The organism is Streptomyces sp. CA2R106, assembly GCF_037034245.1.
Taxonomy (GTDB): Bacteria; Actinomycetota; Actinomycetes; order Streptomycetales; family Streptomycetaceae; genus Actinacidiphila.
Map to the genome: position 1 here is coordinate 202,539 of NZ_JBAGKC010000003.1, position 24,931 is coordinate 227,469.

A 24,931-nucleotide genomic window follows, 5' to 3' on the forward strand; every position below is an offset into this window, starting at 1 on the left:
GGGGTTTCGGTCACGCCGGCGGTGTCGGGTCCGTGGTCGTGTGGAGGCCGTTCAGGAGCATGTCGAGGCCGGTGACGAACTGGTCGCGGTCGTCGTGGCCGCGCAGGTCCTCCACGGCGCCGGCCAGGAAGGGGTACTCGTCGGGGTCGAGGCTGCTCCAGCGCTCGCCGGCCCGGGCGAGGAAGTCCTCCCGGCTGGTGACCGCGCCGACGGTGACGGCCGGCGCGATGATGCGGGCGCCGACTCCGGTGACGTAGTAGAAGATCACCGTGGAGACGGCGAACTGCCGCTCCGCGGGCAGCCCGGTGCGCGCGACGAGCGTGCCGATGCGATCGAGCAGGCGCAGCCCGTGGTGCAGGGCGGTGGGCGCGGTGAGGTGGGAGGCGGCCCACGGGTGCCGGTCGAGGCCGTCGAAGACGGCGATGCCCAGCGCGCGCAGCGCGGAGCCGGCGCCTTCCGCGGGGAGCTGAGCCGCGGCCATGGCGTGGCCGAGCACCTGGTCGGCGGCCAGCGCCACGAGCTCGTCCTTGTTCGCCACGTGCCAGTACAGGGCGCCGGTGCCGGTCTGCAGCCGTTCGGCCAGCAGCCGGAAGGTGAGTCCTCGCTCGCCGAGTTCGTCCAGCAGGGTGATCGCCGCGCCGACGACGACCTCCTGTGAGAGGGCATCGGCGCGCCCTCCGGCGGGTGCTCTTCCTCGTGTCCGTGGCATGACCTCATTTTGACACGCCTAGAACGGCGTTCCATAATCATTATGGAACGTCGATCCATAATGGCTCGGTGCAGCCCAGTGCCGCCCGTGCGGAAAAGAGGAAGCCCATGAACACCGCCCACCCCCCGATCGCCATCGTCGGCGCCGGCCTCGGCGGCCTGACCCTCGCCCGGGTACTGCACGTCCACGGCATCCCCGCGACCGTCTACGAGGCCGACCCCTCCGCCGCATCCCGCACGCAGGGCGGCCAGCTCGACATCCACGAGGAGGACGGGCAACGCGCGTTGGCCGACGCCGGCCTCACCGAGGAGTTCCGCTCGATCATCCACGAGGGCGCCGAGGCGATGCGCATCCTCGACCAGCACGGCAAGGTGCTCTTCGACCAGCCGGACGACGGCACGGGACGGCGCCCCGAAGTGCTCCGCGGAGACCTGCGCCGCATCCTGCTCGACTCCCTGCCCGAGCAGACGGTCCAATGGGGACGCAAGGTCACCGGCGTCCGGTCGCTGGGCGAGGGCCGGCACGAGCTGGCGTTCGCGGACGGCACGACCGCGACCAGCGCTCTGCTGGTCGGCGCCGACGGCGCCTGGTCGAAGATCCGCCCGCTGCTGTCGGACGCCGAACCGAGCTACACCGGCACCACCTTCATCGAGACCTACCTCCACGACGCCGACGAACGGCACGCCGCGACGGCCGAGGCGGTCGGAGCCGGCGCGATGTGCGCGCTGGCACCGGGTACGGGAATCGCCGCGCACCGCGAGGCGGGGAACGTCCTGCACACCTACGTCGAGCTGAACCGATCCGCCGAGTGGGTCGCCGGCATCGACTTCACCGACGCCGCCACCGCCACCGCCCGCGTCGCGGCCGAGTTCGACGGATGGGCACCCGAACTCACCGCACTGATCACCGACGGCGAGACCGCGCCGGTCGCGCGCATGATCCACACGCTCCCCGACGGACACCGGTGGGAACGCGTCCCCGGCGTGACGCTCCTGGGCGACGCCGCACACCTGATGCCGCCGTCCGGCGACGGCGCGAACCTGGCGATGTTCGACGGCGCCGAACTCGGCAAGGCCGTCGCCGCCCACCCCGACGACATCCAGGCGGCTCTCACCGCCTACGAAGAGGCCCTGTTCGCCCGCACCGAACCCTTCTACGCCCAGGCGCACGCCATGCTGGACCTTCTGCTCGGCGACCGCGCACCGTTCGGCTTCGTCGAACTGTTCACCGCCGCCGAGCAGACCCAGTGACCTCCGCACCCGGGTGCTCGGGGGGGTGGCGAAGACGTCCCGGCCGCTGAAGGATTTGAAGGAGCCGCTCGGGGTGCCGGAGATGCTGGACGCCTTCAAGCTGCGGCTGGACGGGAAAGCGGCTCTCGGAGCGACGGCGACGCCGCAAGCGCAAGACCTTCGTCGCGGCCTTGAACTACGCCGTGCACCGCTGGACTTCGCAGAGAAGCCGGTGAGCACGGTGAAGTGGGAGAACCCAAGGTGGCCGCCGAGGCCCACCCGCGCGCGGTGGCGCCCCTTGCAAGCTCCTCGGCTCTCATCCGGCTTGAGTTGGAGATGTCCACCACCACGGCGCCTGCGAGGTCGCCGTCGAGCTCCCGGACGGGAGGCGACTTCGCGCTGCTGACCGCGGTCGGCTTCCGCTCCCCCACCGCCCTGGTACGCCGATCACCGGCCATCCCCGCGGACCGGTCCCGGAGCGGCACGATGTCAGCCCGGTCATCGGGCAGGGACGGGAGCCATGGGCGCGCCGCACCAGGGCGCTCGCCGGGCTGCTCGCCGAAGGCCGCGACACACTCCCGCGGCGCCCCTCCCCTGCCGGCAGGGCCACGGCGCCCGCTCCTGGCGGCGGGGCGGGCGGGACGTATCCGATCAACTGGGTCGGCTCGTCAGAGCGACGCCCCCTCACCAGCCGGGGAACCGAACCCGGCGGACTCATCGCCGAGTTCGTCGACCAGGGCCAGGCCCTTCTCGGCCCAGGCGATCTCGGCATCCGCGCGCTCGGCCAGACCCTGGTAGACGTGCACCTTGTAGCGGACGATGGCCTGGTGCCGCCCTGGAGGGGCCTGGTCCAGCCGGGCCCGCAGGAGATCGCTCTCGTGCCGTTCCAGGCGGCGCGCCTCCTGCCGCCAGTACTCGCCCATCCGCGCGTAGTGGTCACGGTGCAGACGGAAGTGGCGCCGGGCGCCCTCCGGGTCGGTGTACTCCAGGTACGTGGTACGCAGCAGGCCGGAGTCGCGCAGGGCGGGGGGCTCCTCGGGGGCGCCGACCCAGGCCGCCAGCTCGTCGCGCCCGGCACCGGTCAGCCCGTAGGCGCGCTTGACCGCGCGGGCCTCCGGGCCGCCGCGCGGCTGCTCCTCCGCGGTGACCAGGCCGTCCGCCTCCATCTTGCGCAGCTCGGTGTAGACCTGCGGATGGGTGGCGTGCCAGACGCGATGCGCGGAGGCGTCGAAGAGCCGGGCCAGTTCGTAACCGGTCCTCGGCCCCGAATCGAGCAGGCCCAGCAGTGCGTGGCGCAGCGACACTCCGACTCCATCTCCCGCGGCCTTCTGTACGTAAGGCGTTACGTAAGCGTTGACATAAACATTGGGGCACGCCTAGCGTACGCGGCACCCACCGCTCCTTCAATGAGGAGGGACATCCCCATGGCAGCTCCGAATACTGTCAATGGCCGGTTGGCCGTGGGCACGCTGACCTATCTCGGCTTCGCCCTGCAACTGGTGCAGGTCGGCCTGATCCCGCTGCTGCCGTCGATCGGCCGCTCGCTGCACGCCTCGGCCACGGCGACCTCCTGGGTCCTCACCTCGGGCCTGCTGTCCGGCGCGATCTTCCTGGCGGTGCTGTCCCGGCTGGCCGACATCATCGGCAAGAAGACCGCGATCCTGATCGCCATGGCCCTGGTCGTCGTCGGCTGCACGCTGTGCACGTTCGCGGAGAACCTGCCGCTGCTGATCACCGGCCGCGTGCTGATCGGCGCCCAACTGCCCATGCTCGCCCTGCCCGAGGCGGTTGCCGGCGACACCCTGCCGCCCGCCCGCGCGCACACCGCGATCAGCGCGATCCACGTCGGCACCGGCCTCGGCATCTCCGGCGGCCTGCTGCTGGGCGCGCTGACCGGCCGGCAGGAGAACGGCTGGCACGTCTACTTCGCCGTCGGCGCGGTGGCCGGGCTGATCGGCCTGGTGGCCACCGCCCTCACCGTCCGGGACTCGCCGCTGCGCGCCGCCGGCCGCCTCGACGTGCCGGGTGCGCTGCTCCTCGCGGTCGCGCTGGGCGCGTTCCTGCTGGGCCTGAGCGAGGGCCCCACCTGGGGCTGGTCCTCGGCGGCGGTACTCGCCCTGCTGGTGGGCGGCGTCGCGGTCGGCGCGGTCTGGTGGCGCTACGAACGCTCCACGCGCACACCGCTGATCGACGTCGGCTATCTGACCAGACCGGCTGTGGCGCTCCCCTACCTGATGACCTTCCTGATCGCGGTGGGCATCTACGGCTCGCTGTCGGCCGTCACCCGCCTCGCCCAGACCCCGTCCGCCACCGGTTTCGGCTACGGCTGGAGCGCGCTGGCCGCCGGCTGGTTCGCCCTGCCGCAGGCCCTCGGCAGCGTCGCCGGCATCGTGGTGCTGCGCCGGCTGCGTCCGCGCGGACTGGTGCTGACCGCGGCGGTGGGCTTCGCCGCCATCTGCGTCGGATTCCTCGGCTTCGCCGCGGGCCACGCGGTGCCGCTGGTCGAACTGGTCGCACTCGGCTTCGACGCCATGGGGCTCGCGGTCACCCTGGCCGCCACCCAACTCCTGGTGCTGCGCGCGGTGGCGCCGGCGGAGTCCGGCGTGGCCCTGGGCCTGTCCGTCGTGATGTACGCGGTCGGCAACTCGGCCGGCAGCGCCATCGCCGGCGTCCTGTTCACCTCGCTCACCACCCCCGCCGGGCTGCCCGCCCTCGCGTCCTACCTGACCGGATTCGCCGTCTGCGGGGCCTGCGCCCTGCTCGCGCTGCTGCTGTGCGTGCCCCTGGCCCGCCGCACCGGCGCGCCCCGCACCGGCCCCACCATGGAGGTGTCCTACCCGTGACCCACCGACTCCGCCTCTCCTTCGCCTGCGGCGACTACGACCGGATGCGCGCCCTTCAGGACGGCCGGGTGCGGCCGGAAGGCATCGACCTCACCTTCCTTCCGCTCGGCGTCGAGGAGACCTTCTACCGCCAACTGCGCCACCGCGAGTTCGACGTCAGCGAACTCAGCCTCTCCAGCTACGCGATGACGCTCGATCGGGACGACCCGCCGTTCGTGGCGCTGCCGGTCTTCCCGTCCCGCTTCTTCCGCCACCAGTCCATCTACGTCAACTCCCGCAGCGGTATCGAGTCTCCGGCCGACCTGGTCGGCAAGCGGGTGGGCATCCCCGAGTACCAGATGACCGCGGCCGTGTGGCAACGCGGGATCATGGCCGAGGAGTACGGCGTCCCGGTCGAGTCGGTGCACTACTTCACCGGCGGGATCGAGCAGCCGGGCCGGCCGGAGAAGCTCCCGCTCGACCTGCCGGACTCGGTCCGGATCACCCCGCTCGGAGCCGGCCAGACGCTGTCCCGGATGCTGGCGGACGGCGAGATCGACGCGATCTACAGTGCCAGCCAGCCGTCGTGCATGGGCCGCGAGCCCCATATCCGCCACCTCTTCGAGGACTTCGCGGCCGAGGAGCGCGCCTACTACGCCCGCACCGGGATCTTCCCCATCATGCACGTCGTGGCCGTACGCCGGGAGATCGCCGAGCGGCACCCCTGGGTGGCCCGCTCCCTGACCAAGGCGTTCGAGGAGTCGCTGGACATCGCCTACGCGGACCTGCGCTACCGCAGCGCCCTGAAGGTCATGCTGCCGTGGCTGCAGGAGCACCTCGCCGCCACCGTGGAAGCCCTCGGGGAGGGCTGGTGGGACTACGGCCTGGAGCGCAACCGCAAGGCACTGGAGACCTTCGCCCGCTACCAGCACGAGCAGCACCTGGTGAAACACCGGCGCACCGCGGAGGAACTGGTGCTCGCCGCCGCCTCCGACACCTTCGTCCTGTAGCCGCCCGGCTTGGTGGTCCCGACCTGCGGCGAGCGGCGTCCGCCCGCGCCGCCCCGCTCGCCGGCAGGCGACCTCCGCCGAAACGATACGTACACGCCACCCCGACGCGAACTACTTCTTCAACCAGTACGACACCGCCCTCCAGCCCACCATGTCCGGCGCCGGCGTGGCCGCCTTCGGGCCGGTGGCCCGCCTCGACAAGGCCGCGTACGAGCGGACCTACCCCTGCCGGATCACGGGGACCGGGGCCGCGCGCAGGCCGGTCGGACGGCGGCGGCTGCCCGCCACATACGGTGGCTCGGGCACCAGACGCAACAGCAAGTCACCGAAGCCCAGGACTGACCGAGGCGGAGGGCCTCGGGGAGAAAGTCCTGCAGTTCTGCAAGGGAAGGCCCATGACCACCGCAGCACCCGATACCGCGCCCGATACCGTAGCCCTCGGCTGCCGCATCCTCGCCTTCCGGGGCCTGGCCGCCGACATCCTCGGCCACATCTCCGTACGCACCGGCGACGGCGACGGCCTCCACGTCCGCTGCCGCGGCCCGCGGGAACGCGGTCTGCTCTTCACCGAGCCGGGGGACGTCCACCCGGTGGCGCTGTCCGGGGAACCGGAAGTGCCCGAGGGCTACCGGGTGCCCAACGAACTGCCCATCCACCGTGAGGTCCTGCGGGCACGGCCGGACGTGTCCGCGGTCGTCCACGTGCATCCGCCCCACGTGGTCGCCGCAGACCTTGCGGGCCTCCCGCTGCGTCCGATCGTCGGCGCCTACGACATCCCCGCCATGCGGATGGCCCTGGACGGTATCCCGGTCTACCCGCGCGGTGTGCTGGTCACGCGGCCGGAACTCGGGCGGGAGGTGGCCGAGGCGCTCGGAGACCGACCGGTGGCGATCCTGCGCGGCCACGGAATCGCCGCCACCGGGACCAGCGTCGAGCAGGCGGTGGTCCGCGCGTTGGCCGTGGAGACCCTGGCGGTGATGACGCTCCGCAGCGCCGCCGGCCCGCGGCTGCCCGAAGTGCTGCCTCCCGAGGACATCGCCGAACTGCCCGACCTGGGCTCCGCGTTCTTCGACACCCTGGTCTGGAACAGCCACCTCGCCGCCCTCGATCACGCAGGGCTGTCCTTGAGCCGCGAGCCGGACACCGGCAGGGGTTAGGTCTTCGCCGTGCGCGTCCCGGTGGTCGCGCGTTCGGTCGGCCGAGTCGGCCGGCAGAATCAGGATACGTGCAGCTCAGCGCGCACGTCGGCGCGATGGCCCGCTGCGCCGACGCCGCTGACCTGCCCGCCGACGGCTACCCGCGGCGGCGACCACCGGGAGGCTACGGCGCCAGCAGCGGGAGCAGGACCTCGTCGACCACGGCCCTGACCTCCTCGTCCGGGACGGAACCGCGGTCGATCGACTCGGCCACGATCAGCCGCGGGCCCACCGAGGCGGTGCGGACGGTGGCCCGCTCCGGGGCGGCCTGGCCGCGGTCGACGGCGGCGCGGATGCAGTCCAGCAGCAGCGCCCGGTGCGGAAGCACGACCTGGTCCATGATCTGGCCGAACAGCTCGGGGTGGCGCGGGCGCTGGGTCAGCAGGGGCCGCAGCGCCCGCCCGCGCGGCTCGTCCAGCACCCGGGCGAACCTGGTGAGCAGGAACAGCAGGTCGCCGCGCAGGGTGCCGGTGTCCGGCGCCGTGAGCCGGCCGAGTCCCGCGTCCTCGTCCTTCAGCGCGTCCAGGACGAGTTCCGCGGTGGTGCTCCAGCGGCGGTACAGCACGGACTTCCCGGTGCCGGCCCGCGGCGCGATCTTCTCGAAGCTCAGCTCCTCGAAGCTGCTCGCGGCCAGCTCCTCCAGCGTCGCCCGGTAGATCGCCCGGGTCAGCTCCGCGCCGCGCCGGCGGGTTCCCGGGGCCCTGCCGCCGGCCGGCGGCGGGGTGGGGGCTGCTGGAGAGGCGGTCACCCTCCCCGTTATAGCCCCTGACCTCTGCGCGCGTCGATCGGCAGCGGGGTGTAACGTGGCTTTAAGAAACCGAATCGTTCTCTATTTACAGGAGCAGCACCCCATGGGCACACGCCTCGAGGACCGCGCGGCCATCGCCGATCTGATGACCGGCTGGATCCACCGCGACCTGAGCGAGTGGGACCGGTTGCGCGACCTCTTCCACCCGGGCGCCACCGTCGAGATCACCTGGTTCGACGGGCTGGCCACCGACTTCGTCGACGGATCGGCGCGCATGGGCGCGTCCGCCCTGCGTACCAAGCACGTCATCGCGGGGCCCTCGATCACCTTCAACGGCGACCGCGCCCTGGTGGAGACCAACGCGATGGTCCTCGCCGAGAACACCGACCTGGAACTCGGCGCCACCGCGCACAACCGCTTCTGGGACCAGGTGGAGAAGCGCGACGGCGAGTGGCGCATCGCCAAGCGCCAGAGCTTCTACGACATGAGCTACTTCAACTTCCTGACCAAGGTCCACGAGATCGACGAGGAGGCGGTACGCGGCTTCCCACGCGAGTACGCCGCACTGGCCTACCTGCTGGTGAAGTCCGGCTTCCCGATCGTGCGGGAGTTCCCCACCCGCGGCAGTGCCCTGGAGGCCGACATCAAGGCCGCCGGCCACGCCTGGCTCGACGCGTCCTGATCCCCCGCACCCGGCCCCCGGAGGGCTCCCGCCGGCCCCCGACCGGCCCCGGGGGCGTACGCCGGAGGACGCGGGCGGTCGGGCAGGAGGTACAGAAACCGCCGGATGCGCCCGCCCGCGCCGGGGTGGCCTGCGTCACAACTCGGCCACCGGTGAGCGCTGTTGAGCGGCGGGCGGCCACCGCGGACCGGCGAGCGGCCCGCCGGCACCGCGCCCGCGCCCGCCGGTGCCGCCCGCGGCGGCGGCGCGGGCCGGGCGCGGCGGTGTTCCCGCCGCGACGGGCGGGCCGGAGTGCTCCCGGGGGGTGACCACGCCGTTTGGCTCCTGCGGCCCCCGCGCGGCCGGCCGGCACCCGGGGCCCGGTGCCGGCGCCCCCGGCGCCCCGGAGATCGATTTCCGGAAACACGCGATCACCGCGGCAGTTGATCGAATTCACGCACCGGAATCCGGAATCTCTCCCTAGGCCACTACCGGCCATTCACGCAACGACCGGAACCTGCGGGAATCGGTTTTCACTTCCCCCGGGCTGGCTTATGTTGGGTGCCGTCCCGCCGACTTTATCGATTCAGTCGCGCGCTCTGATCAGTATTTCTCCGGCCGACACGGAAGAGCATCTTGCGGACGGGACCGACCGTTTGAGGGGGCTGCCCTCGGCAGCGATACGCCCCCGACCGTCCTGAGACGCGGGAGGAATTGATGAACGATTCCCGAGCGACCTTCTGCCGGCGCGCGCACAGCCACCCGCGCCCTTTGTTCCCGCCCTTCCGCGCGGCGTGTTGTCCCCGCACCCGGGCGTGACCGCCGCGCGCCCGGACCGGGCCGCGTCAGGCCCGCATCCTCAGCTGCCCTGACCTCGTCGGCAGCCGTACTCCGCACGTTCCGGTTGCCGCTGCGCCGTGCCCGCCGAGGGCGCGGCCGCCGGCCGCGTACCGGACGCGGGAACCCGCGGCGCACCGCCGCCCCTGTTGATCCCCCTGGAGCACCACGAAGGAGTGTGCTCGACAGCATGACCGACTCCGTGCAGAACAGTCCCGCCGCGGGGGCCGCCGCGGACCTCGCCCCGCCGGACAGCGCCGACCACGCCGACGGCACCGACAGCACCCCTGCCTGGTCGTCGCCGTCCGCCCGGCTGGCCCTGGCGTCCTTGCAGACCAGGGCGTGGGAGCTCAGCCGCCTGGCCGAGGAGACCGCCGAGGCGCTGGCCCGGGCCGGGACGCCGCAGTCCGACGGCTTCACCGACATCGCCCGGCGCTCGATCCCGCGCTGGCACTTCCCGATGCTGAATGACACCGAGCGGAACGAGGCGCTGGCCCTGGCGCTGCACAAGCAGATCCCGTCCGGGTCCCTGGTGCTGGAGATCGGCACCGGGACGGGGTTCCTGGCGATGGCGGCGGTCAAGGCCGGCGCCGGACACGTCGTCACCTGCGAGGAGAACCCGCTGATGGCGGAGATCGCCCGGCAGACGATCGCGCGGCACGGCATGTCCGACGCCGTCACCGTGGTCCCCCGGCGCTCCACCGCGCTGTCGGTCGGCGGGGAGCTGCCGCGCCGCGCGGACGTGCTCATCTCGGAGATCGTCGACTGCGGGCTGGTCGGCGAGGGGCTGTTCCCCGCCGTCCGGCACGCGCGCGAGCACCTGCTGGCGCCGGGCGGACTGATGCTGCCGGCCGGCGCGCAACTGCACGGCCAGCTCATCGAGAGCGCCGCGGTGGCCGGGCTGAACCGGGTGCGGTCCGCCGCCGACTACGACGTGTCCTTGATGAACACGGTCGCCACCCCGGGCCACTTCCCCGTACGCCTGAACACCTGGCCGCACCGTACGCTGTCGCAGCGGGCGCCCCTGGCGCGGTGGGACCTGCGCGCGGCGCCGCTGCTGCCCGGTTCGCGGCGGGTGTCGCTGCCAGTGACGGACGGCGGCCGGGCCGACGGGCTCGTCGTGTGGTTCGCGCTGGACTACGGCGAGGGCATCGTGCTCGGCAACGAGCCGGAGAAGACCGCCTCGCACTGGTCCCAGGCCCTCGTCCCGCTCGACGGGAGCGCGGTGCTGCGCCCGGGCGGGCTGTTCGACCTCGAACTGTCCTGGTCCGACAGCCGCCTGACGGCCCGCTAGCCGCTGTCCCCGCACCTGCACCCCGCACACCGCACACCCCGCATCCGCCCGCCCCCTTGAGAGGAGCCCGCGATGAGCCACTCCCTGCCCGCCTACCGGCCGTTCGCCCTGGAAGGCGACGAACTGCGCGACGCCGTCCTGCGGTACGCCACCAACCCGCTGTACCTGGACAACGAGGACTGGCAGAACCACGACAACCCCTACCGCCGCCAGCTGCGCCCGCAGGTGCTGCGGCACCTGGACTTCAGCAAGCCGCCCGCCCGGGCCGACATCCTCAACTACTCCAGCCTGGCCGCCGGGCGGCTGCTCACCAGCATCTACGAGGCCGACCTGGTCTTCCTGCCGAAGTCCGGGCTCGGCGACCGCGCCGAGGACTTCCACCGCTACTACGACCCCGGCAACCGGGCGCTGGGCGAGGCGATCCGCCCGGCGCTGGAGCGCTACGCCTTCGGCTTCCTCGACGAGGAGGTCGACGTCTCCGGCCCGTGGACCAAGGAGTCCTTCCTCGCCTACGTGGAGTCGCTGGACGCCGGTGCGGCCACCGGGCCGTCGCGGACCGAGCAGGCGATCCTGTCGTCCACCGACCGCGAGCGCGCGGCCCGCATGTGGCTCATCCAGCTCGCGCCCGACTTCCTGTCCGAGGCGTCGCCGATGATCCGCAACGTCCTGGGCAACTACGGCGCCGCCCAGTCCGAGTGGTTCAAGATCATCATCGACGAGTACGGGTACGGCGTGCACGCCACCAAGCACAGCCGACTGTACGAGCAGACCCTGGAGTCGGTCGGCCTCGGCTCCGACCTGCACCGGTACTGGCAGTACTACCTCAACAGCAGCCTGCTGATGAACAACTACTTCCACTACCTGGGCAAGAACCACGAGCTGTTCTTCCGCTACCTCGGCGCGCTCTACTACACCGAGTCCAGCCTCGTGGACTGGTGCCGGCACGCGGTCAGCACGCTCACCGAGGTCTTCGGCGACCGCGTCGACACCACGTACTTCACCGAGCACGTGCACATCGACCAGCACCACGGGCGGATGGCGCTGGAGAAGCTGCTGCTGCCGGTGCTGGAGGAGCACGGCGAGAGCGTGATCCCTGAGATGGTCCGCGGCATCGAGGAGTACCGCGCCCTGCTGGAGGTCTCCGACCAGGACTTCGCCGCGCAGATCGCCTGGATGGACGGGCAGCCGGAGTGCCGCAAGCTGCACGCGCCGGTCCACGAGGCGATCACCAGCGGCCGGATCAACCCGCCGCTGGCCGACATCGTCGAGCCGTTCGGCGAACTGTCCAACACCCACTGCCACGACGGCGACGAGCTGTGCCACATCGTCTCCGGGACGATGAAGTTCGTCAGCGGCTTCGACTCGCACGTGATCCTGGAGGCCGGCGAAGGCGTCGTGATCCTGAAGAACCGGCTGCACGGCGCGATCATCGAGTCCGACGAGTGCGTCTACCAGATCTACTCGGTGGGGGATCACACGTCGTGCTTGTCGTGACCTTCGCCGCGACGGGCGCCGGCAACTGCGTGGAGGTCGCGGACGCCCCCTACGTGTACGCCCGCACCGCGTCCGGCGGCTTCGTGATGGGCGCCGCCTGCCCGCACCGCGGCGGCCCGCTGCACCTGGCCGACGTCTCGGCGGACGGCAGGCAGGTGCGGTGCCCCTGGCACGGCGGCCGCGTCTCGGTGGCCCGGCTGCGCCGCCAGGTGGCGTCGGTGCGGCGAGGGGGCAGCGTGACCGCGGTGTTCAGCGTGCCGCCCGGCACCCCGACCCGGGTGCGCCACGTCCCGGTGGCGGCGGCGCTGTGCGCGGCGGGCGGCGGAGGACCGGCGTGCTGACCACCGTATCGCCGTACTTCCTGGCCACCTCGCTGCTGGTGATCGTCTCGCCGGGGCCGGACGCCGTGCTGGCGGTGCACCTGGTGCTCCGCAGCGGGCGCCGCGCCCCGGCGTTCGCGGGCGCCGCCGGCATGGTCACCGCCGGCGCGGGGCACGCCCTGCTGGCGCTGACCGGGGTGTCGGTGGTGATGCGCGGCAATCCGGCGGTGTGGACGGCGATGCGGTGGACCGGCGCGGCGGTGCTGCTGGTGTGGGGGGTGCGGGCGCTGGCCGCCGCGTGCCGGCCGGCCGGCGGCCAGGACGGCCCGGCCGGTCCTGACGGTCCTGGCGGGCGGTTCTCGCTGCGCCGCAGCTACGGCCTGGGGCTGCTGTCCACCGGCAGCAACCCCAAGGTCGGCGTGTTCCTGCTCGCCTACCTGCCGCAGTTCGCCGGCCGGCACGACCCGGCGCAGCGCACCGTGGCACTGCTCGCGGCGGTCTACCTGGCGCTGGCGGCCGCCTGGCTGACGGTGCTGATCGTCTCCACCGACCTGCTGCGCACCCGCGGCGCCCGGCGGCAGGAGCGCGACGCCGGGCGCCGCGGCCGCTGGCGGCAGGCCGCGGAGGGGGTGCTCGGCGTGCTCTTCCTCGGCTTCGCGGTGCGCCTGGCCTGGGCGGGCTGACGCCTGCCGCCGGGTGGGGCGGTCAGCTCTCCAGGTCGATCAGGAACTGCTTGGCGTGGGCGCCGCCGGCATAGCCGGTGAACCTCCCGGCGGCGCCCACCACCCGGTGGCAGGGCAGCACCACGCACAGCGGGTTGGCGCCGAGCGCGGTGCCCACCGCCCGTGCCGCGCCCGGCCGGCCGATGCCCGCGGCGAGCGCGCCGTAGGTGGTGGTGGCGCCGTAGGGGGCCAGGGTGTCCACGGCGAGGACGACCTCGCGGCGGAAGGGGGTGGCCAGCCGCATGTCCACCGGCAGCTCGAAGCCGCGGCGCCGCCCGTCGAGGTACGCGTCGAGCTGCGCCCGGGTGCGTTCCAGCACCTGCCCGGCGGCTGATCCGGTGGGGGCGGCCGCCTCGTCGGTGGTGGTGCGGCAGACCGGGGCGAGCAGCCGGAGCAGCTGCTCGGGCGGGGCGAAACCGCAGTAGAGCAGGGCCTGTTCGGAGGCTGCGAGCGTGAGGCGGCCGATCGGGGTGGTGTGGCAGGCCGTCACGACGCTGTCGAGCCGGTCCGGGTTGTCGCTGGTCATCGTTCTCCTGGTGGTCGCCCGGGGGCGGTGGGAACGGTCCGCACGCGGGGGCGGTGCGGACCTGGGAAGGGCCCGGGACGTGGTCATGCCGCCGGCCGGCAGCTCTTGCACGGACGGTAGCCCGCGTGCCGGGCCTGGCTCGCGGACCGGAAGGGCACCTGGTGCCGCTCGGTGATCCGCCGGGCGTGGGCGCAGGTCGGGTGGCAGTAGATACGGGTGGTGTCGCTGCCGAGGAAGACCGTTTCCCGCCGGGCCAGTTCCGCGACCCGGTCGGCGTCGATCGCCTCCGCCGCCCGCAGCGCGGCACCGGCCGCCGTACCGTACCCGATGTCGTGCGGCAGCCCGCGCTCGTCGGTGATCCGGTAGGTGGGGACGAGGACGCTGACGGGGTTGGCGGCCAGGGCGGCGAGCACGGTGTGCGGCGGGAGGCCGCCGGCCTCCCGGGCGAGCCAGGACACCGGCCGCAACTGGCCGCGCGGCACCGTCCGTACGGCGGCGAGGACCGCGTCCACGGGTGGCGGCACCGGGCCCCACGCCAGCGGCAGCCGGGCGAACCGGCCGGTGCGCAGCGCGGTGCGCAGCCCGGGCGGCGCCTGCTCCACCGGCACCGCCGAGCGTCCGGTCCGCGCCCGGTGCGCCTCCTCGAACGCGATGGCGGCGAGCGGGCCGCCCGCCCCGGGCCCGACGCCCGGCCCGAACCCACCGGCCGCATCCGGCACTTCGGTACCTCCCGCGTCAGGGCCGGAGACATCCGCCGCACGTCGTCCCGCTGCCGAGCCGAACCCACCCGCCGGGCCAGACACTTCGGTACCTCCCGCGTCCAGGCCAGGCACGTCCGCCGCACGACGTCCCACTGCCGAGCCGAACCCACCCGCCGGGCCAGGCACTTCGCCGCCCTCCACGACCGCGTCGAACTCACCGTCAGCCCCCGGCCGTTGCGCCCCGTACCCGCGGAGGGCCCCCGCCAGGGCGGCGCCGGTGATCACGCCCGCGCGGTGCGCCACGTACAGCGGGCCCGCCGCGGTGGGGACGGCGGTGTAGCCGTCGTAGCGCACCGGAGCGATGCCGGCCGCGCGCAGCACGCCGGCCGCGAAGCCCGCCGGGGCCGGCTCCGCCAGGCCCGCCAGCGCGCGCTCCAGGCGGTCGGCGCCCTGCTCAGGGGGCCGCTCCCCCATGCCGTTCACGGTCTCGTCACCTCCTGCGCCTGCGCCGTGTCCGGGGGCACGATGCCCCGTAGTCTCGCCAGGCCGCGCGAGACCTGGGCCTTCACCGTCCCGACCGGGCAGCCGACCACCTCGGCCGCCTCCTGGTAGCTCATGCCGATCACGTGCCGCAGCACGACCGCGGTCCGCTGCTGCTCCGGCAGTTGGAGCAGCGCGGCGGTCAGCACGCCGCGGTCCAGGGCGTTGGCCGCGCGCTCCTCCGGCCCGGGGTCGCCGTCGGGCCAGGTGGTGCACGACTCCTCCGCCGGGAAGGGCGCGACCGGGTGCCGCGTCGCGGTCCTGACGTGGTTGCGCCAGGTGTTCGCGGCGATCGCCAGCAGCCAGGAGCGCGGCCGCAGGGCCCGGCGGCGCTCCGCGGAGTACCCGCGCAGCGCGGTGTACGCCTTCAGGAACGTGTCCTGCCCCAGGTCGTCGGCGACCGCCGCCGACCCCGACACGCGCAGCAGGAAGGTGCGCACCGGGGTGGCGTGGCGTCGGACCAGCTCCACGAAGCCGCTCTCGAGATCCTCCGCCAGCAAGTCCCCGGTGCCCGCCGTCAGTTCCACCGTCGCGTCCATCGTCAGTAGAACACCGCCCGGCCGCGTTCGGTTGCCGGTGACCGGCGCGGGCCCGCGGCCCGCGGTCCGCCGGTCGGGCAGCCCGTGCCGGTGATCGGCAACCGAACGCGGCCCGCCGGTGTTTCCCTTCGGAACACCCATGGTGCCCGAAAGCGCCCACCGGCCGCCCGGCCGCCGGCACGGCCGGCGGTGACGGCGGTGACGGCGGGGACGAGGAGATCGCAGAACATGACGGACGACATCCGGACGCGCCCGGCCGCCCCTCCCGGCGGGAAGGCGCGCACCTCCGGACAGGACTTCGCCCGCCTGTGGTTCGGGCAGTCGGCCAGCCTGGTCGGCGACCAGTTCATGGTCGTGGCGCTGCCGCTGCTGTCGGTCACGGTCCTGCACACCTCCCTCGCCCGGGCCGCGCTGCTGCCGTTCGCGCTGTACGCGCCGTTCCTGCTGGTCGGCCTGCCGGCCGGGGCGGTCGTGGACCGGATGCGCCGCCGTTCGGTGATGCTGCTGTGCGACAGCGTCCAGGCCGCGACCTTCCTGGCGGTCTTCGTCTGCGCGAAGGCGCATGTGCTGTCCTTCTGGGGTTTGGCCGGGCTGGTGTTCGTCGCCGGGACGATGACGGTCTTCTTCCAGGTCGCCTGTACCTCCTACCCGCCGGCGCTGTTCACCGACGAGGCGGAGCTGCACCGCCGCAACTCGCAGCTGTACCTGTCGGACTCGGTGTCCAAGGCGGCCGGGCCGGTGGTGGCCGGCCCGGTGATCGCGTTCCTGAGCGTGGCCGGCGCGGTGGCCGCCAATGCCGCGAGCTTCCTGGTCTCGGTGCTGGCGGTGCTGTCGATCCGGCACCGGGAGCCCGCGCCCGAGCCGGCCCGCCGCAGCCGGGGCTGGCTGCGCCGGGACATCTGGGAGGGGCTGCGGTTCGTCTTCCGCCACCCCGTGCTGGAGCCGGTGCTGACCTGCGGGATGACGTACACGGTCTTCCTGACCATGGTCGAGTCGATCCTGGTGCTGTACTGCCACAGCGTGCTGGGGCTCGGCCCGGTCGGCACCGGCATCGTGGTGGGCGCCTCGGCCGCCGGCTTCCCGGTCGGCAACGCGCTGTCGGTGCGGCTGGCGGCGTGGCAGGGCGTCCCCCGCACCTGCGTGATCGGCACCGTCGTGTCGGTGACCGGGCTGATCTGCATGCCGGTGGCGGGGCACCTGCACTCGACGGTCGGCCTGGTGGCCGGCTGCGTGGTGCACTGCGTCGGCGAGGGGGCCTTCGGCCCGCTGTCGCTGACGTTGCGCCAGACCGAGACCCCGCCCGCCCTGCTCGGGCGGGTCAACGCCGTCCAGCGGTTCCTCGTGTGGGGGATGATCCCGCTCGGCAGCCTGCTCGCCTCCCTGGCGATCTCGCTGTGGAGCCTCCAGGCCGCGATGGCCATCGGCGCGGTCGGCACCGTGCTGTGCGTTCCGGTTCTGGTCCGCCGCGGCATCCGCGGCGGCATCGCCGTACGGGGTGAGCTGAGCCCCCTCCCGCAAGGCTGAGCCCCTCCCGCGGGGCCGACGCACCCCGACCGCACCCCGAAGGGAAAGGCGCCATGAAGTACCCACCCGGAACCGGCGGTCTGGCAGGTCTCGTGCGCGAGCGCCTCGCCGGAGCCGGCCGCCCGCCAGGCGAACAGTTACCGAAGGGACTCCACGTGACGTACGCGCCGGGAATCGAAGAGTTCATCAACCGCAGCAATGACGCGATCCCGCTGGACTTCTACAAACTGCCCCTCGACGAGCAGCGCGCGATGTACACCGGGCTGAAGGACGTCTTCCCGTTCGAGATTCCGCCCGGCGTGACCGCCACGGAGGAAGTGATAAACGGCTGCCGTATTCGGCTGTACCGTCCGAAGGAACTCCGCGGCAGCGGGGTGGTCTGCTATATCCGGGCCGGCGGATTCGTCGTCGGGTCGCTGGACTCCCACCACAGCGTCGGCGCGGAGATCGCCGACAAGACCGGGCTGCTCGCGGCGTCGCTGGACTTCCGGCTCGCGCCCGAACACCCCTACCCGGCCCCGCTGGAGGACTGCTACGCGGCGCTGTGCGGTCTGGTGGAGAACGCCGGGCGCCTCGGCTTCGACCCGGACCGCGTGGTGCTCACCGGTGAGAGCTCCGGCGCGAACATGGCCGTCGTGCTGTGCATGATGACGCGCGACCGGCAGGGCCCGCCGCTGCGCGGCCACGCCCTGATCAGCCCCGTGCTCAACTTCGCCCGCTGGCGCACCGGCGGGGAGGACGCGCCGCTGCTGACCGGCGGTGAGATGGAGTACTACACCGCCTGCTACTGCCCCGATCCCAAGGAGGTGGAGGGCCCCTACGTCTCGCCGCTGCTGCACGGCGAGTTCCACGGCCTGCCGCCCGCGTACGTCATGGGCACCGAACTGGACTCGCTGCTGGTCGACTCCGAGCAGTACGCCGAGCGGCTGCGCGAGCACGGCACGCCGGTCACCCTCGTCGTGGAGCCCGGTCTGGTGCACTCCTCGATCCGGGCCCGCGGTCTGAGCCCGCAGGCGGCCGACGCCTGGCGGCGGTTCTGCGCCCACGCGGCGCGCCTGGCCGGGGAGAGCGCGGCGTGAAGGTGGCGGTGGTCGTCGACCCGTACTCCTCCGGGAACATGTTCGCCCCCGCCTTCCGGGCCGCCGGGTTCACGCCGGTGGCGGTCACCTCCGCGCCGAAGCCGTCGGCGGTCTACGCGCCGTCCTACCGGCCCGGGGACTTCGCCTCGGTGGTCACCCACGACGGGGACCTGGCGGCGACCCGCGCGGCCGTGGCCGCGCTCGACCCGGTGTGCGTGGTGGCCGGCACCGAGAGCGGGGTGGCCCTCGCCGACCGGCTCGCGCCGCTGATCACCCCCGGGCGGGCCAACGACGCGGCGTCGGCGCGGGTGCGCCGCCACAAGGGCGCGATGCGCGAGGCGCTGGTCGCGGCCGGGGTGCCCGCGGTCCGGCAGATCTGCACCGACTCCGCGGACGCGGTCGCCGGCTGGCTGCGCGCGCAGCACCTGGAGGGCGCCGACCTCGTGGTCAAGCCGCCGACGAGCGCCGGGACCGACGGGGTGACCCTGGTGCCGGCCGGCGCCGACTGGCGGCCGGTCTTCGACGGGCTGCTGCACCGCAGGAACAAGCTGGACCTCGTCAACGACCAGGTCCTGGTCCAGGAGCGGCTGGTCGGCACCGAGTACGTCGTGGACACCTTCAGCCACGACGGGGTGCACACGGTGGTGAACCTGTGCGCGTACGGCAAGCGCGGGGTGGTCTACGAGAGCCTGGAGTGGCTGCCGTACGACCTCGACCGCTACGGGGAGCTGATCCGCTACACCCGCGACGCGCTGGACGCCCTGGGGGTGCGGTTCGGCGCCGCGCACTCCGAGGTGATGATGACCGCCGCCGGGCCGCGGCTGATCGAGACCGGGGTGCGGCTGCACGGCGGCGGGCAGCCGCGCTTCTGCCGGGTCGCGACCGGCGACAGCCAGGTGGACCGCACCGTGCGGTACTGCGCGGGCGAGGAGGTTCCCGACGCCTTCGAGCTGCGGCAGCACCTGATGGTGGTGTTCCTGATCAGCCGGGCCACCGGGGTCGTCCGCAACGTGCGGGAGGTCGTCGACCGGATCGGCGCGCTGCCCAGCCACCACCACACGTCGGTGCCGCTGCGCGACGGCGACCGGGTGACGGCCACGCACGACCTGTTCTCCACCCTCGCCCTGGGGTTCGTGGTCCTCGCCCACCCCGACCCGGCCCGGATACGCGCCGACCACGCCGCCGTGCGGGCCCTGGAGGCCGAACTGACCGTGGAGCCCGAACCGGCCGTGGCGTCCGAACCGGCCCTGGCGTCCGAACCGACCCTGGAGGAAGCATGATCGACCACCCCGCCGGCCGCCACCACGAGGTGCGCGGGCACCGCCTGTGGGTGGAGTCGGAGGGCGACGGCGACCCGGTGCTGCTGCTGGCCGGGCTCGGCCCGGCCGGCTCCCACGTGGTCTTCCACCCCTTCTTCTCCGCCCTCGCCGCGGACCACCGCGTGCTGTACCTCGACCTGTACGGGCGGGGCCGCTCGGACTCGCCCGAGGACCTGGCGCAGATCACGTTCGCGGAGGACGTCGCCGACGTCGCCGCGCTGATCGGGGAGCTCGGCGCCGGCCCGCTGCACCTGTACGGCTTCTCCTACGGCGGCCTGGTCGCCCAGGCGCTCGCGCTGGACCACCCGGCGCTGGTGCGGACCCTCACCCTGGCCAACACCCTGCACAGCCCGGAGATGTGGCAGCTCAACCACGCCAACATCAACCGGGAGATCGCGGCGCAGTACCCCGAGACGTGGGAGCGGATCACCGCCCTCCATGACCAGGGCGTGCCCTCCACCGACCCGCGCCTGCAGGCGGAGTTCGCGGTGGCGACGCCCCTGGTGCGGTTCTACGACCCCGACCACGCGGGGCTGCTCGCCACCGAGCCGGGGGCCCGCAACACCGCCCTGTACCCGCTGTTCTGCGGCGCGGACGTGGACTTCACCGTCGGCGGCCAGGTGGCGGCCATCCCGGACTTCCGGCCGCGGCTGCGCGAGCTGACCGTGCCCGCGATGGTGCTCGCCGGCCGCTACGACCGCGCGCTCTACCCGCGGTTGCAGCGGGACTTCGCCCGCCACGCGCCCGGGATCGACTTCCGGATGCTGGAGCGCAGCGGCGCCTTCGGGCACGTGGAGGAGCCGGCGGTGGTGCACGCGCTGCTGCGCGACTTCTGGAAGGGGCGCTGAGCGTGGCGCCGGAGGTGGTCGGCTCGGTCGCGCTGCTGCGCCGCTTCCCGGTCAAGTCGATGCTGGGCGAGCGCCTTCCGTCCCTGGTGTTCGACGAGCGGGGAGTGGCCGGCGACCGGCTGTGGGCGGTGCGCTTCGCCGACGGCAAGCACGGCGCGGGCAAGCACACCCCGCGGTTCCGGACGGTGGAGGGCCTGCGGTACTTCTCCGCCTGCTACGAGGAGGGCGGCGAGCCGGACGGGCAGGCCGGGCCCGGCGCGGCGGTGCCGTGCGTGGTCTTCCCCGACGGCACCCGCTGGCGGGGCGACACGGACGGCATCCACCGCGCGCTGTCCGACACGCTCGGCCGGGAGGTGACCCTCGCCCGGGAGGCGGGGGTCTCCCTGCTGGACGCGGGCCCGGGCATCGTGCACCTGCTGACGACGGCGACGGTGGCGTACGTACGCGGCCTCCTGGCCGGTTCGGACGTCGACGAGCGGCGCTTCCGGCCGAACCTGCTGCTGGACGTGGACGATCCGCCCGGGCCGGTGGAGGACGCGTGGGTCGGCCGGTCGCTTTCCATCGGCACGGCGCGGTTCACGGTCGTGGAACCCACCGAGCGGTGCGTGATGGTCAACCACGACCGGGACGGCATGCCCTACGACGGCCGCATCCTCAAGGCCCTCTACCGCGCGACGGCCATGCACGCGGGCGTCTACGCCAAGGTCGTCACCCCCGGCACCGTCCGCGCCGGCGACAAGGCGTGGCTGTCCGCGTAAGGGCCCCGGCCCGGCTTTCTCCGCCTCGGGGGCGTCACTCCCGGCGCCACAGCAGCCACACCAGGTGGACGCCCCCGAGCGCTCACCGGGCAGGCCGACGCGCTGCTCACGCGGGGCATCGTGCCGGTCGCCTCCACCCGCGGCGACGGCGCCGACCTCGTCCCCGCCTACCTGGAGAAGGGCTTCCCGCAGGACGCGCGGCAGCCGGCGTCGGTGGCCGTCGACGACGACGTCTTCTCCCTCGGCGCCGGCCCCGCCGCCGCCTCGCCGGCAGCTGAGCCCGGCCGGGCCGCCTGGTGCGCAACTGCCCGACTGGCGGCGGTAGTTGCAGGCGATCCGAGGGGCAGCGTTTCCCCGCGGCACCCTTTCCGTTCGCTTTGCGCGGCTACCGTCCCAGGCGGCCCGGTCCGGCACAGGAGAGGCGCACCATCGATGAGCACCCCGCTCCACCGCATACCCGCACGTCAGCCCGGGGCGCCGGTGTCCTGGGACCGGCGGCGGCAGGACGGCGGCCGGCCGGCAGCCCTGCCGGGCAACGCGGCGCAGCGCGCACTGCTGGAGATCCAGTCCCGCGCCGGCAACCGCGCCGCGGTGGCGGCGGTGCAGCGCGCCCGCACCGGCGGCGCGGCCCCGGCCGACGGCGCCGCGCCCGCCCCGCCCGCCGCCCGCCCGCACCGGTACCGGGAGCGGATCACCGAGATCCTCGACAAGCTGAAGAAGAACTTCGAGTTCCTCGACACCTTCGTCAAGAACGTGCAGGTGCCGGCGAACGCGGGCTTCTCCCAGCACGCCGCCGCCACCGTCGACGACGGCCTGAAGCACAACGCGGCGTCCTCGGGCGGCGCGGCCGGCGCGGAGAGCATGGTCGCCGAGGGCATCGGCGCGGCACTCAACGGCCTGGAGGCGTCCAAGGCACGGCAGGACCTGAAGAAGCACCGGACCGGGGCGGCCCACCACGGGGCGGCCAAGAAGTTCCGGTCGAAGGCGTCGGAGGCGGTCATCAACGCGGCCAGTTCCGCGGCCAACGCGCTGAGTTCCGCCAAGGAGCTGACCAAGGCCGAGCACGCGCTGCACGCCGCGAGCGTGGCCGAGGCCGGCGGCATCGGCTCCGGCGTCATGGGCGCGGTCAAGGGGGCGCGCGCGGCGCGCCGCACCGGGCTGACGGCCCGCAAGTACCGCGCCCTGAAGAGGATCGAGAAGCCCGCGCGGACCCCCGACGAGGCGCTGGCGCAGCTCAGCCAGGCGAAGCAGAACGCCGAGTGGGCCGCGGCCGAGGCGTACGTCGCGCTGGACGCCCAGTGGGACGTGGGCGGCGACGACCTGGCGGACCGGCTGGGCGACGCCATCGACACCGCCTGGGGGGCGATGGGCGACGCGCGCGACGCCGCCCGGGACTACCAGCGGGCCCAGGACGTCAACACCATGGACGACGTGCTCTCCTACGCCACGGGCAAGCAGCGCCACAAGTTCGGCAAGCAGGCGCTGACCGCGGTCGGCGAGTCCACCAAGGCCGCCGGCGGCATCGTGACCGCGGTCGCGGCGACCGCGGGCGGCGCGGGCCTGGCGAGCAACCCGGTCGGCTGGGGCCTGGCCGCGGGCGCGGCCGGGCTGATCCTTGGGGTGACCGCCTACAAGGCGGGCCGGGCGGGCAAGAAGCGGTACGACGGGGCGCGGCACCCCGAGCGCTGGGCGGAGGAGGGTGCTCGGACGGCGGCGCCCGCCTCCCGCGAGGACGCCCTGAAGGAGGCGCTGAAGTTCTGGAAGAAGGTGACGGGCGGCGAGCGCCAGGCCATGGCGCGGAAGATCTACGCCCTGGCGGCGGGCCCGCAGATCCGGGGCAGCGGCGACACCGCGCCGGAGATGCGGGCGTCGGCGAGGTCCTTGCTGGTCGCCCTGAAGGCGGGCCCGGCCGACCAGAAGCTGGACCCGGACGCGTGGGCGCAGACCCTCGACGACCCGGCGAAGACCGCCGCGTGGATCAAGGAGATCGGCGAGCAGCTGTCCTCGGCGTGACCTCGCGCCCTTGGGAAGGTCCGGACGCCGCCGGGCGCGGGTGCATCCGGCGGCGTCCGGGCCCGGCGGCGCGGGCCGGTGCTCAGGCCGTCCGCACGTCCTCGGTCGTGCCGTCGGGGAAGACGACCCGGACGGCGCCGTCGGCGGTGCGGACGGCGCTCGCCCCGGTGTGCTGCGGTTGCGGCCCGCCGTGGAGGGCGGGGTCGGCGCTGAGGACCACCAGCGTGGCCAGCAGGCGGGTGCCGCCGGGGTGGCGCGCGGTCAGCAGCGGGGTCGCGGAGTGGCGGCCGTAGGCGTTGTGGCCCACGGCGGTGGCGACCGACCCCTGGCCGCCGGGCGGTTCGCCGTCCCAGCCGAGCAGGCCGACGAGCAGGCTGGCCAGGCCGTCGCGGCGGCGGGCGAGCGCCCAGCCGGGGCCGGCCTGCGCGACGGGCGGCGCGGTGTCGTCGGCCACGGCCCAGCCGCCTTCGCGCAGGTGCGCGCCGGCGGGCGCCTCGACCCGGTGGACCCGTACCTCCCAGGGGCCGTGGGCGACGCTGACGGTGGTGATGCGGGCGTGCTCGCCGTTGTCCGCGGACGGACGGGTGTGCCAGGAACCGGCACGCCGGCCCTCGGTGAAGAGGCGGTGGATTCGGCCGCGGGCGAAGCGGCCGGGCGCGTCGAGCAGGGTGATCTGGTTGTCGGGGCCGGCGGCCGTGTCGTCGGGGGGTGTGTCGGGCGCGGTGGCCGTGGAGTACGCGAAGCGGTTGTAGTGCGGGTCGTCCTGGATCGCGGAGGTCGGCGACTGGTGGTCGCTGCCGTGGTTGACCAGGCGGACGATGCCGTCGGCGGCGGTGGAGTGCAGCAGCCAGCCCGGGCCGGGCAGGGCGAGGTGGCGGTCCGCGGTCTCGACCGGGCCGGGCTCTTCCGGCGCGGTCCACACCGGGTGGTCGGCGGGCAGCAGCAGGCCGAGGAACGCCTTGTTCGCCCAGTACGGCGAGGCGGGGCCGGAGTAGGGCTGGGTGACCGGGAGGTAGGGGCCGTACCAGCCCAGCCGCAGCAGCCCCTCGCTGTCGGGTGCGCCGCGGTCGGCGAAGTGCTTCAGCGTCCCGGAGGCCAGCCGGCGGGTGCGGCCTGGCGGCAGCGGGGTGGCGTCGGCCAGCACCCCGGCCCACAGCGGGGCGGCCGCGGCGAACCGGTAGGTCAGGGAGCGGCCCTGGTGGACGGGGGCGCCGTCGGCGCCGAAGAAGTACTGGTGGTCTTCGAGGAAGCGGCGCAGCCGTTCACGGTGGGCGGCGACCAGCATGCCGTCGGCGCGCGGCCCGGCGATGCGGGCCCACAGCACGGGGTACAGGTGCAGGGTCCAGGCGTTGTAGTAGTCGAACTTCTGGCCGTCGCCGTCGGTGTACCAGCCGTCGCCGCGGTACCAGTCGTCGAGGCGGGACAGGCCGGCGTCGATCTCGGCGCGGCGGTGCGGGGCGCCGACGGAGGCGAGGAACTCCTCGGTGACGACCTGGAAGAGCCGCCAGTTGGAGTCGTTGGGCTTGGCGCCGACGAATCCGCCCAGCCAGGCGGCGGTGCGCTGGCGGACCGGTTCGGGCAGGGCGTCCCAGATCCACGGGCGGGTCTCGTGCAGGGCGATGGCGATGGCGGCGGCCTCGACCATGGACTGGGCGCGGTCGGTGACGGGGGGCCAGTGCTCGGGGTCGGCGGGGTCGGTGCCGGCGGCCAGGCCCGCGGCGTAGCGTGCGATCAGGTCCTGGATGTGGGTGGCACCGGGCTGGTCCTGCCCGGCGGCGCCGGCGATGCGGCAGGCGGCGAGGGTGAAGGACCGGGCGTAGCCTTCGAGCCCGTCCGACCAGGCGCCGGAGTGGCTGGCGCGGCCCGGGAGCCGGTACTGCGCCCGGTGGGGTGAGGCGTACGGGAGCAGTGCGGCCAGCATGCGGTCGGCGGCCGCCTCCCAGTGGGCGCGGGTGTAGCCGGTGTACGGCGACAGGCCCGGGTCCAGGGGCGGTTGCTGGGGGGAGTCGGCCAGGAGGTGCGGCGCGGTCATGCCGGTTCGG

Annotated in this window: 22 protein-coding genes; 15 read left to right on the forward strand and 7 right to left on the reverse strand. The window is 73.8% G+C overall.

From position 1 onward, the window contains the following. Positions 1–10 precede the first annotated feature (10 nt). Complete coding sequence (locus WA788_RS06550; RefSeq protein ID WP_335972407.1) at positions 11–709, reverse strand: TetR/AcrR family transcriptional regulator C-terminal domain-containing protein; 699 nt, start codon at positions 707–709, stop codon at positions 11–13. Positions 710–816: 107 nt separating this feature from the next. On the opposite strand from WA788_RS06550, the gene WA788_RS06555 reads away from it, so the two are divergent. Further along, the gene (locus WA788_RS06555) at positions 817–1,959 is read left to right on the forward strand and encodes an FAD-dependent oxidoreductase (protein ID WP_335972408.1); all 1,143 of its coding nucleotides are present in this window, start codon (positions 817–819) and stop codon (positions 1,957–1,959) included. Between the two features lie 647 nt (positions 1,960–2,606). Here the strand turns inward: WA788_RS06555 and WA788_RS06560 are convergent. After that, positions 2,607–3,242: a PadR family transcriptional regulator gene (locus WA788_RS06560; RefSeq protein WP_335972409.1), complete on the reverse strand. Its 636-nt coding sequence runs from the start codon at positions 3,240–3,242 to the stop codon at positions 2,607–2,609. Between the two features lie 120 nt (positions 3,243–3,362). Between WA788_RS06560 and WA788_RS06565 the strand changes: the two genes are divergently transcribed. The 3 genes from WA788_RS06565 (at position 3,363) to WA788_RS06575 (ending at position 6,927) form a co-directional block, all read left to right on the forward strand. After that, on the forward strand, positions 3,363–4,781 hold the full coding sequence (locus WA788_RS06565) for an MFS transporter (protein WP_335972410.1): 1,419 nt from the start codon (positions 3,363–3,365) through the stop codon (positions 4,779–4,781). Then, on the forward strand, positions 4,778–5,770 hold the full coding sequence (locus tag WA788_RS06570) for an ABC transporter substrate-binding protein (RefSeq protein WP_335972411.1): 993 nt from the start codon (positions 4,778–4,780) through the stop codon (positions 5,768–5,770). Before WA788_RS06565 ends, WA788_RS06570 begins: the two co-directional genes overlap by 4 nt. 395 nt (positions 5,771–6,165) lie before the next feature. Beyond that, complete coding sequence (locus tag WA788_RS06575; protein ID WP_335972412.1) at positions 6,166–6,927, forward strand: class II aldolase/adducin family protein; 762 nt, start codon at positions 6,166–6,168, stop codon at positions 6,925–6,927. A gap of 163 nt (positions 6,928–7,090) precedes the next feature. Here the strand turns inward: WA788_RS06575 and WA788_RS06580 are convergent, their stop codons facing one another. Continuing rightward, positions 7,091–7,714, reverse strand: coding sequence for a TetR/AcrR family transcriptional regulator (locus WA788_RS06580; protein WP_335972413.1), 624 nt, complete (start codon positions 7,712–7,714; stop codon positions 7,091–7,093). Positions 7,715–7,817: 103 nt separating this feature from the next. Between WA788_RS06580 and WA788_RS06585 the strand changes: the two genes are divergently transcribed. From WA788_RS06585 to WA788_RS06605, 5 genes are all read left to right on the forward strand, one after another. After that, positions 7,818–8,396: a nuclear transport factor 2 family protein gene (locus WA788_RS06585; protein ID WP_335972414.1), complete on the forward strand. Its 579-nt coding sequence runs from the start codon at positions 7,818–7,820 to the stop codon at positions 8,394–8,396. A 1,006-nt stretch (positions 8,397–9,402) separates the two neighbouring features. Continuing rightward, positions 9,403–10,506, forward strand: coding sequence for a 50S ribosomal protein L11 methyltransferase (locus WA788_RS06590; protein ID WP_335972415.1), 1,104 nt, complete (start codon positions 9,403–9,405; stop codon positions 10,504–10,506). A gap of 72 nt (positions 10,507–10,578) precedes the next feature. After that, on the forward strand, positions 10,579–12,000 hold the full coding sequence (locus tag WA788_RS06595; RefSeq protein WP_335972416.1) for an iron-containing redox enzyme family protein: 1,422 nt from the start codon (positions 10,579–10,581) through the stop codon (positions 11,998–12,000). Further along, positions 11,988–12,341, forward strand: a complete 354-nt coding sequence (locus WA788_RS06600) for a Rieske 2Fe-2S domain-containing protein (RefSeq protein ID WP_335972417.1) — start codon at positions 11,988–11,990, stop codon at positions 12,339–12,341. The genes WA788_RS06595 and WA788_RS06600 overlap by 13 nt, the downstream gene beginning before the upstream one ends. Beyond that, positions 12,335–13,003 (forward strand): LysE family translocator, encoded by a 669-nt coding sequence (locus tag WA788_RS06605; protein WP_335972418.1) that lies wholly within the window; start codon positions 12,335–12,337, stop codon positions 13,001–13,003. Before WA788_RS06600 ends, WA788_RS06605 begins: the two co-directional genes overlap by 7 nt. A 22-nt stretch (positions 13,004–13,025) precedes the next feature. On the opposite strand, the gene WA788_RS06610 is transcribed toward WA788_RS06605, so the two are convergent. From WA788_RS06610 to WA788_RS06620, 3 genes are all read right to left on the reverse strand, one after another. Further along, entirely contained in the window at positions 13,026–13,568 is a 543-nt protein-coding gene (locus tag WA788_RS06610; RefSeq protein ID WP_335972419.1) for a methylated-DNA--[protein]-cysteine S-methyltransferase, read from the reverse strand. 83 nt (positions 13,569–13,651) lie between these two features. Further along, entirely contained in the window at positions 13,652–14,743 is a 1,092-nt protein-coding gene (locus WA788_RS06615; RefSeq protein WP_335973034.1) for an Ada metal-binding domain-containing protein, read from the reverse strand. Positions 14,744–14,748: 5 nt separating this feature from the next. Then, positions 14,749–15,348: an RNA polymerase sigma factor gene (locus tag WA788_RS06620; RefSeq protein ID WP_335972420.1), complete on the reverse strand. Its 600-nt coding sequence runs from the start codon at positions 15,346–15,348 to the stop codon at positions 14,749–14,751. Between the two features lie 228 nt (positions 15,349–15,576). Here WA788_RS06620 and WA788_RS06625 point away from each other — a divergent pair, with 228 nt between their 5' ends. The 6 genes from WA788_RS06625 (at position 15,577) to WA788_RS06650 (ending at position 22,889) form a co-directional block, all read left to right on the forward strand. After that, positions 15,577–16,872 carry an MFS transporter gene (locus WA788_RS06625; RefSeq protein WP_335972421.1) on the forward strand — a complete coding sequence of 432 codons (1,296 nt, stop codon included), beginning with the start codon at positions 15,577–15,579 and terminating at the stop codon, positions 16,870–16,872. A 155-nt stretch (positions 16,873–17,027) separates the two neighbouring features. After that, positions 17,028–17,951 (forward strand): alpha/beta hydrolase, encoded by a 924-nt coding sequence (locus tag WA788_RS06630; protein ID WP_335972422.1) that lies wholly within the window; start codon positions 17,028–17,030, stop codon positions 17,949–17,951. Continuing rightward, positions 17,948–19,231, forward strand: coding sequence for an ATP-grasp domain-containing protein (locus tag WA788_RS06635; protein WP_335972423.1), 1,284 nt, complete (start codon positions 17,948–17,950; stop codon positions 19,229–19,231). The genes WA788_RS06630 and WA788_RS06635 overlap by 4 nt, the downstream gene beginning before the upstream one ends. Continuing rightward, positions 19,228–20,118 carry an alpha/beta fold hydrolase gene (locus tag WA788_RS06640; RefSeq protein ID WP_335972424.1) on the forward strand — a complete coding sequence of 297 codons (891 nt, stop codon included), beginning with the start codon at positions 19,228–19,230 and terminating at the stop codon, positions 20,116–20,118. Before WA788_RS06635 ends, WA788_RS06640 begins: the two co-directional genes overlap by 4 nt. 2 nt (positions 20,119–20,120) lie before the next feature. Further along, positions 20,121–20,876, forward strand: a complete 756-nt coding sequence (locus WA788_RS06645; protein ID WP_335972425.1) for an MOSC domain-containing protein — start codon at positions 20,121–20,123, stop codon at positions 20,874–20,876. A 432-nt stretch (positions 20,877–21,308) separates the two neighbouring features. Further along, complete coding sequence (locus tag WA788_RS06650) at positions 21,309–22,889, forward strand: hypothetical protein (RefSeq protein WP_335972426.1); 1,581 nt, start codon at positions 21,309–21,311, stop codon at positions 22,887–22,889. An 82-nt stretch (positions 22,890–22,971) separates the two neighbouring features. Here WA788_RS06650 and WA788_RS06655 read toward each other — a convergent pair whose 3' ends face one another. Then, complete coding sequence (locus tag WA788_RS06655) at positions 22,972–24,921, reverse strand: DUF2264 domain-containing protein (protein ID WP_335972427.1); 1,950 nt, start codon at positions 24,919–24,921, stop codon at positions 22,972–22,974. Between the last annotated feature and the right edge of the window lie 10 nt (positions 24,922–24,931).

Bases quoted from the DNA above. Each gene is read 5' to 3' on its own strand.
- WA788_RS06625 (WP_335972421.1), top strand. From the start codon at position 15,577: ATGACGGACGACATCCGGACGCGCCCGGCCGCCCCTCCCGGCGGGAAG.
- WA788_RS06655 (WP_335972427.1), bottom strand. From the start codon at position 24,921: ATGACCGCGCCGCACCTCCTGGCCGACTCCCCCCAGCAACCGCCCCTG.
- WA788_RS06615 (WP_335973034.1), bottom strand. From the start codon at position 14,743: ATGGGGGAGCGGCCCCCTGAGCAGGGCGCCGACCGCCTGGAGCGCGCG.
- WA788_RS06590 (WP_335972415.1), top strand. From the start codon at position 9,403: ATGACCGACTCCGTGCAGAACAGTCCCGCCGCGGGGGCCGCCGCGGAC.
- WA788_RS06640 (WP_335972424.1), top strand. From the start codon at position 19,228: ATGATCGACCACCCCGCCGGCCGCCACCACGAGGTGCGCGGGCACCGC.
- WA788_RS06595 (WP_335972416.1), top strand. From the start codon at position 10,579: ATGAGCCACTCCCTGCCCGCCTACCGGCCGTTCGCCCTGGAAGGCGAC.
- WA788_RS06650 (WP_335972426.1), top strand. From the start codon at position 21,309: ATGAGCACCCCGCTCCACCGCATACCCGCACGTCAGCCCGGGGCGCCG.
- WA788_RS06585 (WP_335972414.1), top strand. From the start codon at position 7,818: ATGGGCACACGCCTCGAGGACCGCGCGGCCATCGCCGATCTGATGACC.
- WA788_RS06555 (WP_335972408.1), top strand. From the start codon at position 817: ATGAACACCGCCCACCCCCCGATCGCCATCGTCGGCGCCGGCCTCGGC.
- WA788_RS06550 (WP_335972407.1), bottom strand. From the start codon at position 709: ATGCCACGGACACGAGGAAGAGCACCCGCCGGAGGGCGCGCCGATGCC.
- WA788_RS06610 (WP_335972419.1), bottom strand. From the start codon at position 13,568: ATGACCAGCGACAACCCGGACCGGCTCGACAGCGTCGTGACGGCCTGC.
- WA788_RS06575 (WP_335972412.1), top strand. From the start codon at position 6,166: ATGACCACCGCAGCACCCGATACCGCGCCCGATACCGTAGCCCTCGGC.
- WA788_RS06565 (WP_335972410.1), top strand. From the start codon at position 3,363: ATGGCAGCTCCGAATACTGTCAATGGCCGGTTGGCCGTGGGCACGCTG.
- WA788_RS06620 (WP_335972420.1), bottom strand. From the start codon at position 15,348: ATGGACGCGACGGTGGAACTGACGGCGGGCACCGGGGACTTGCTGGCG.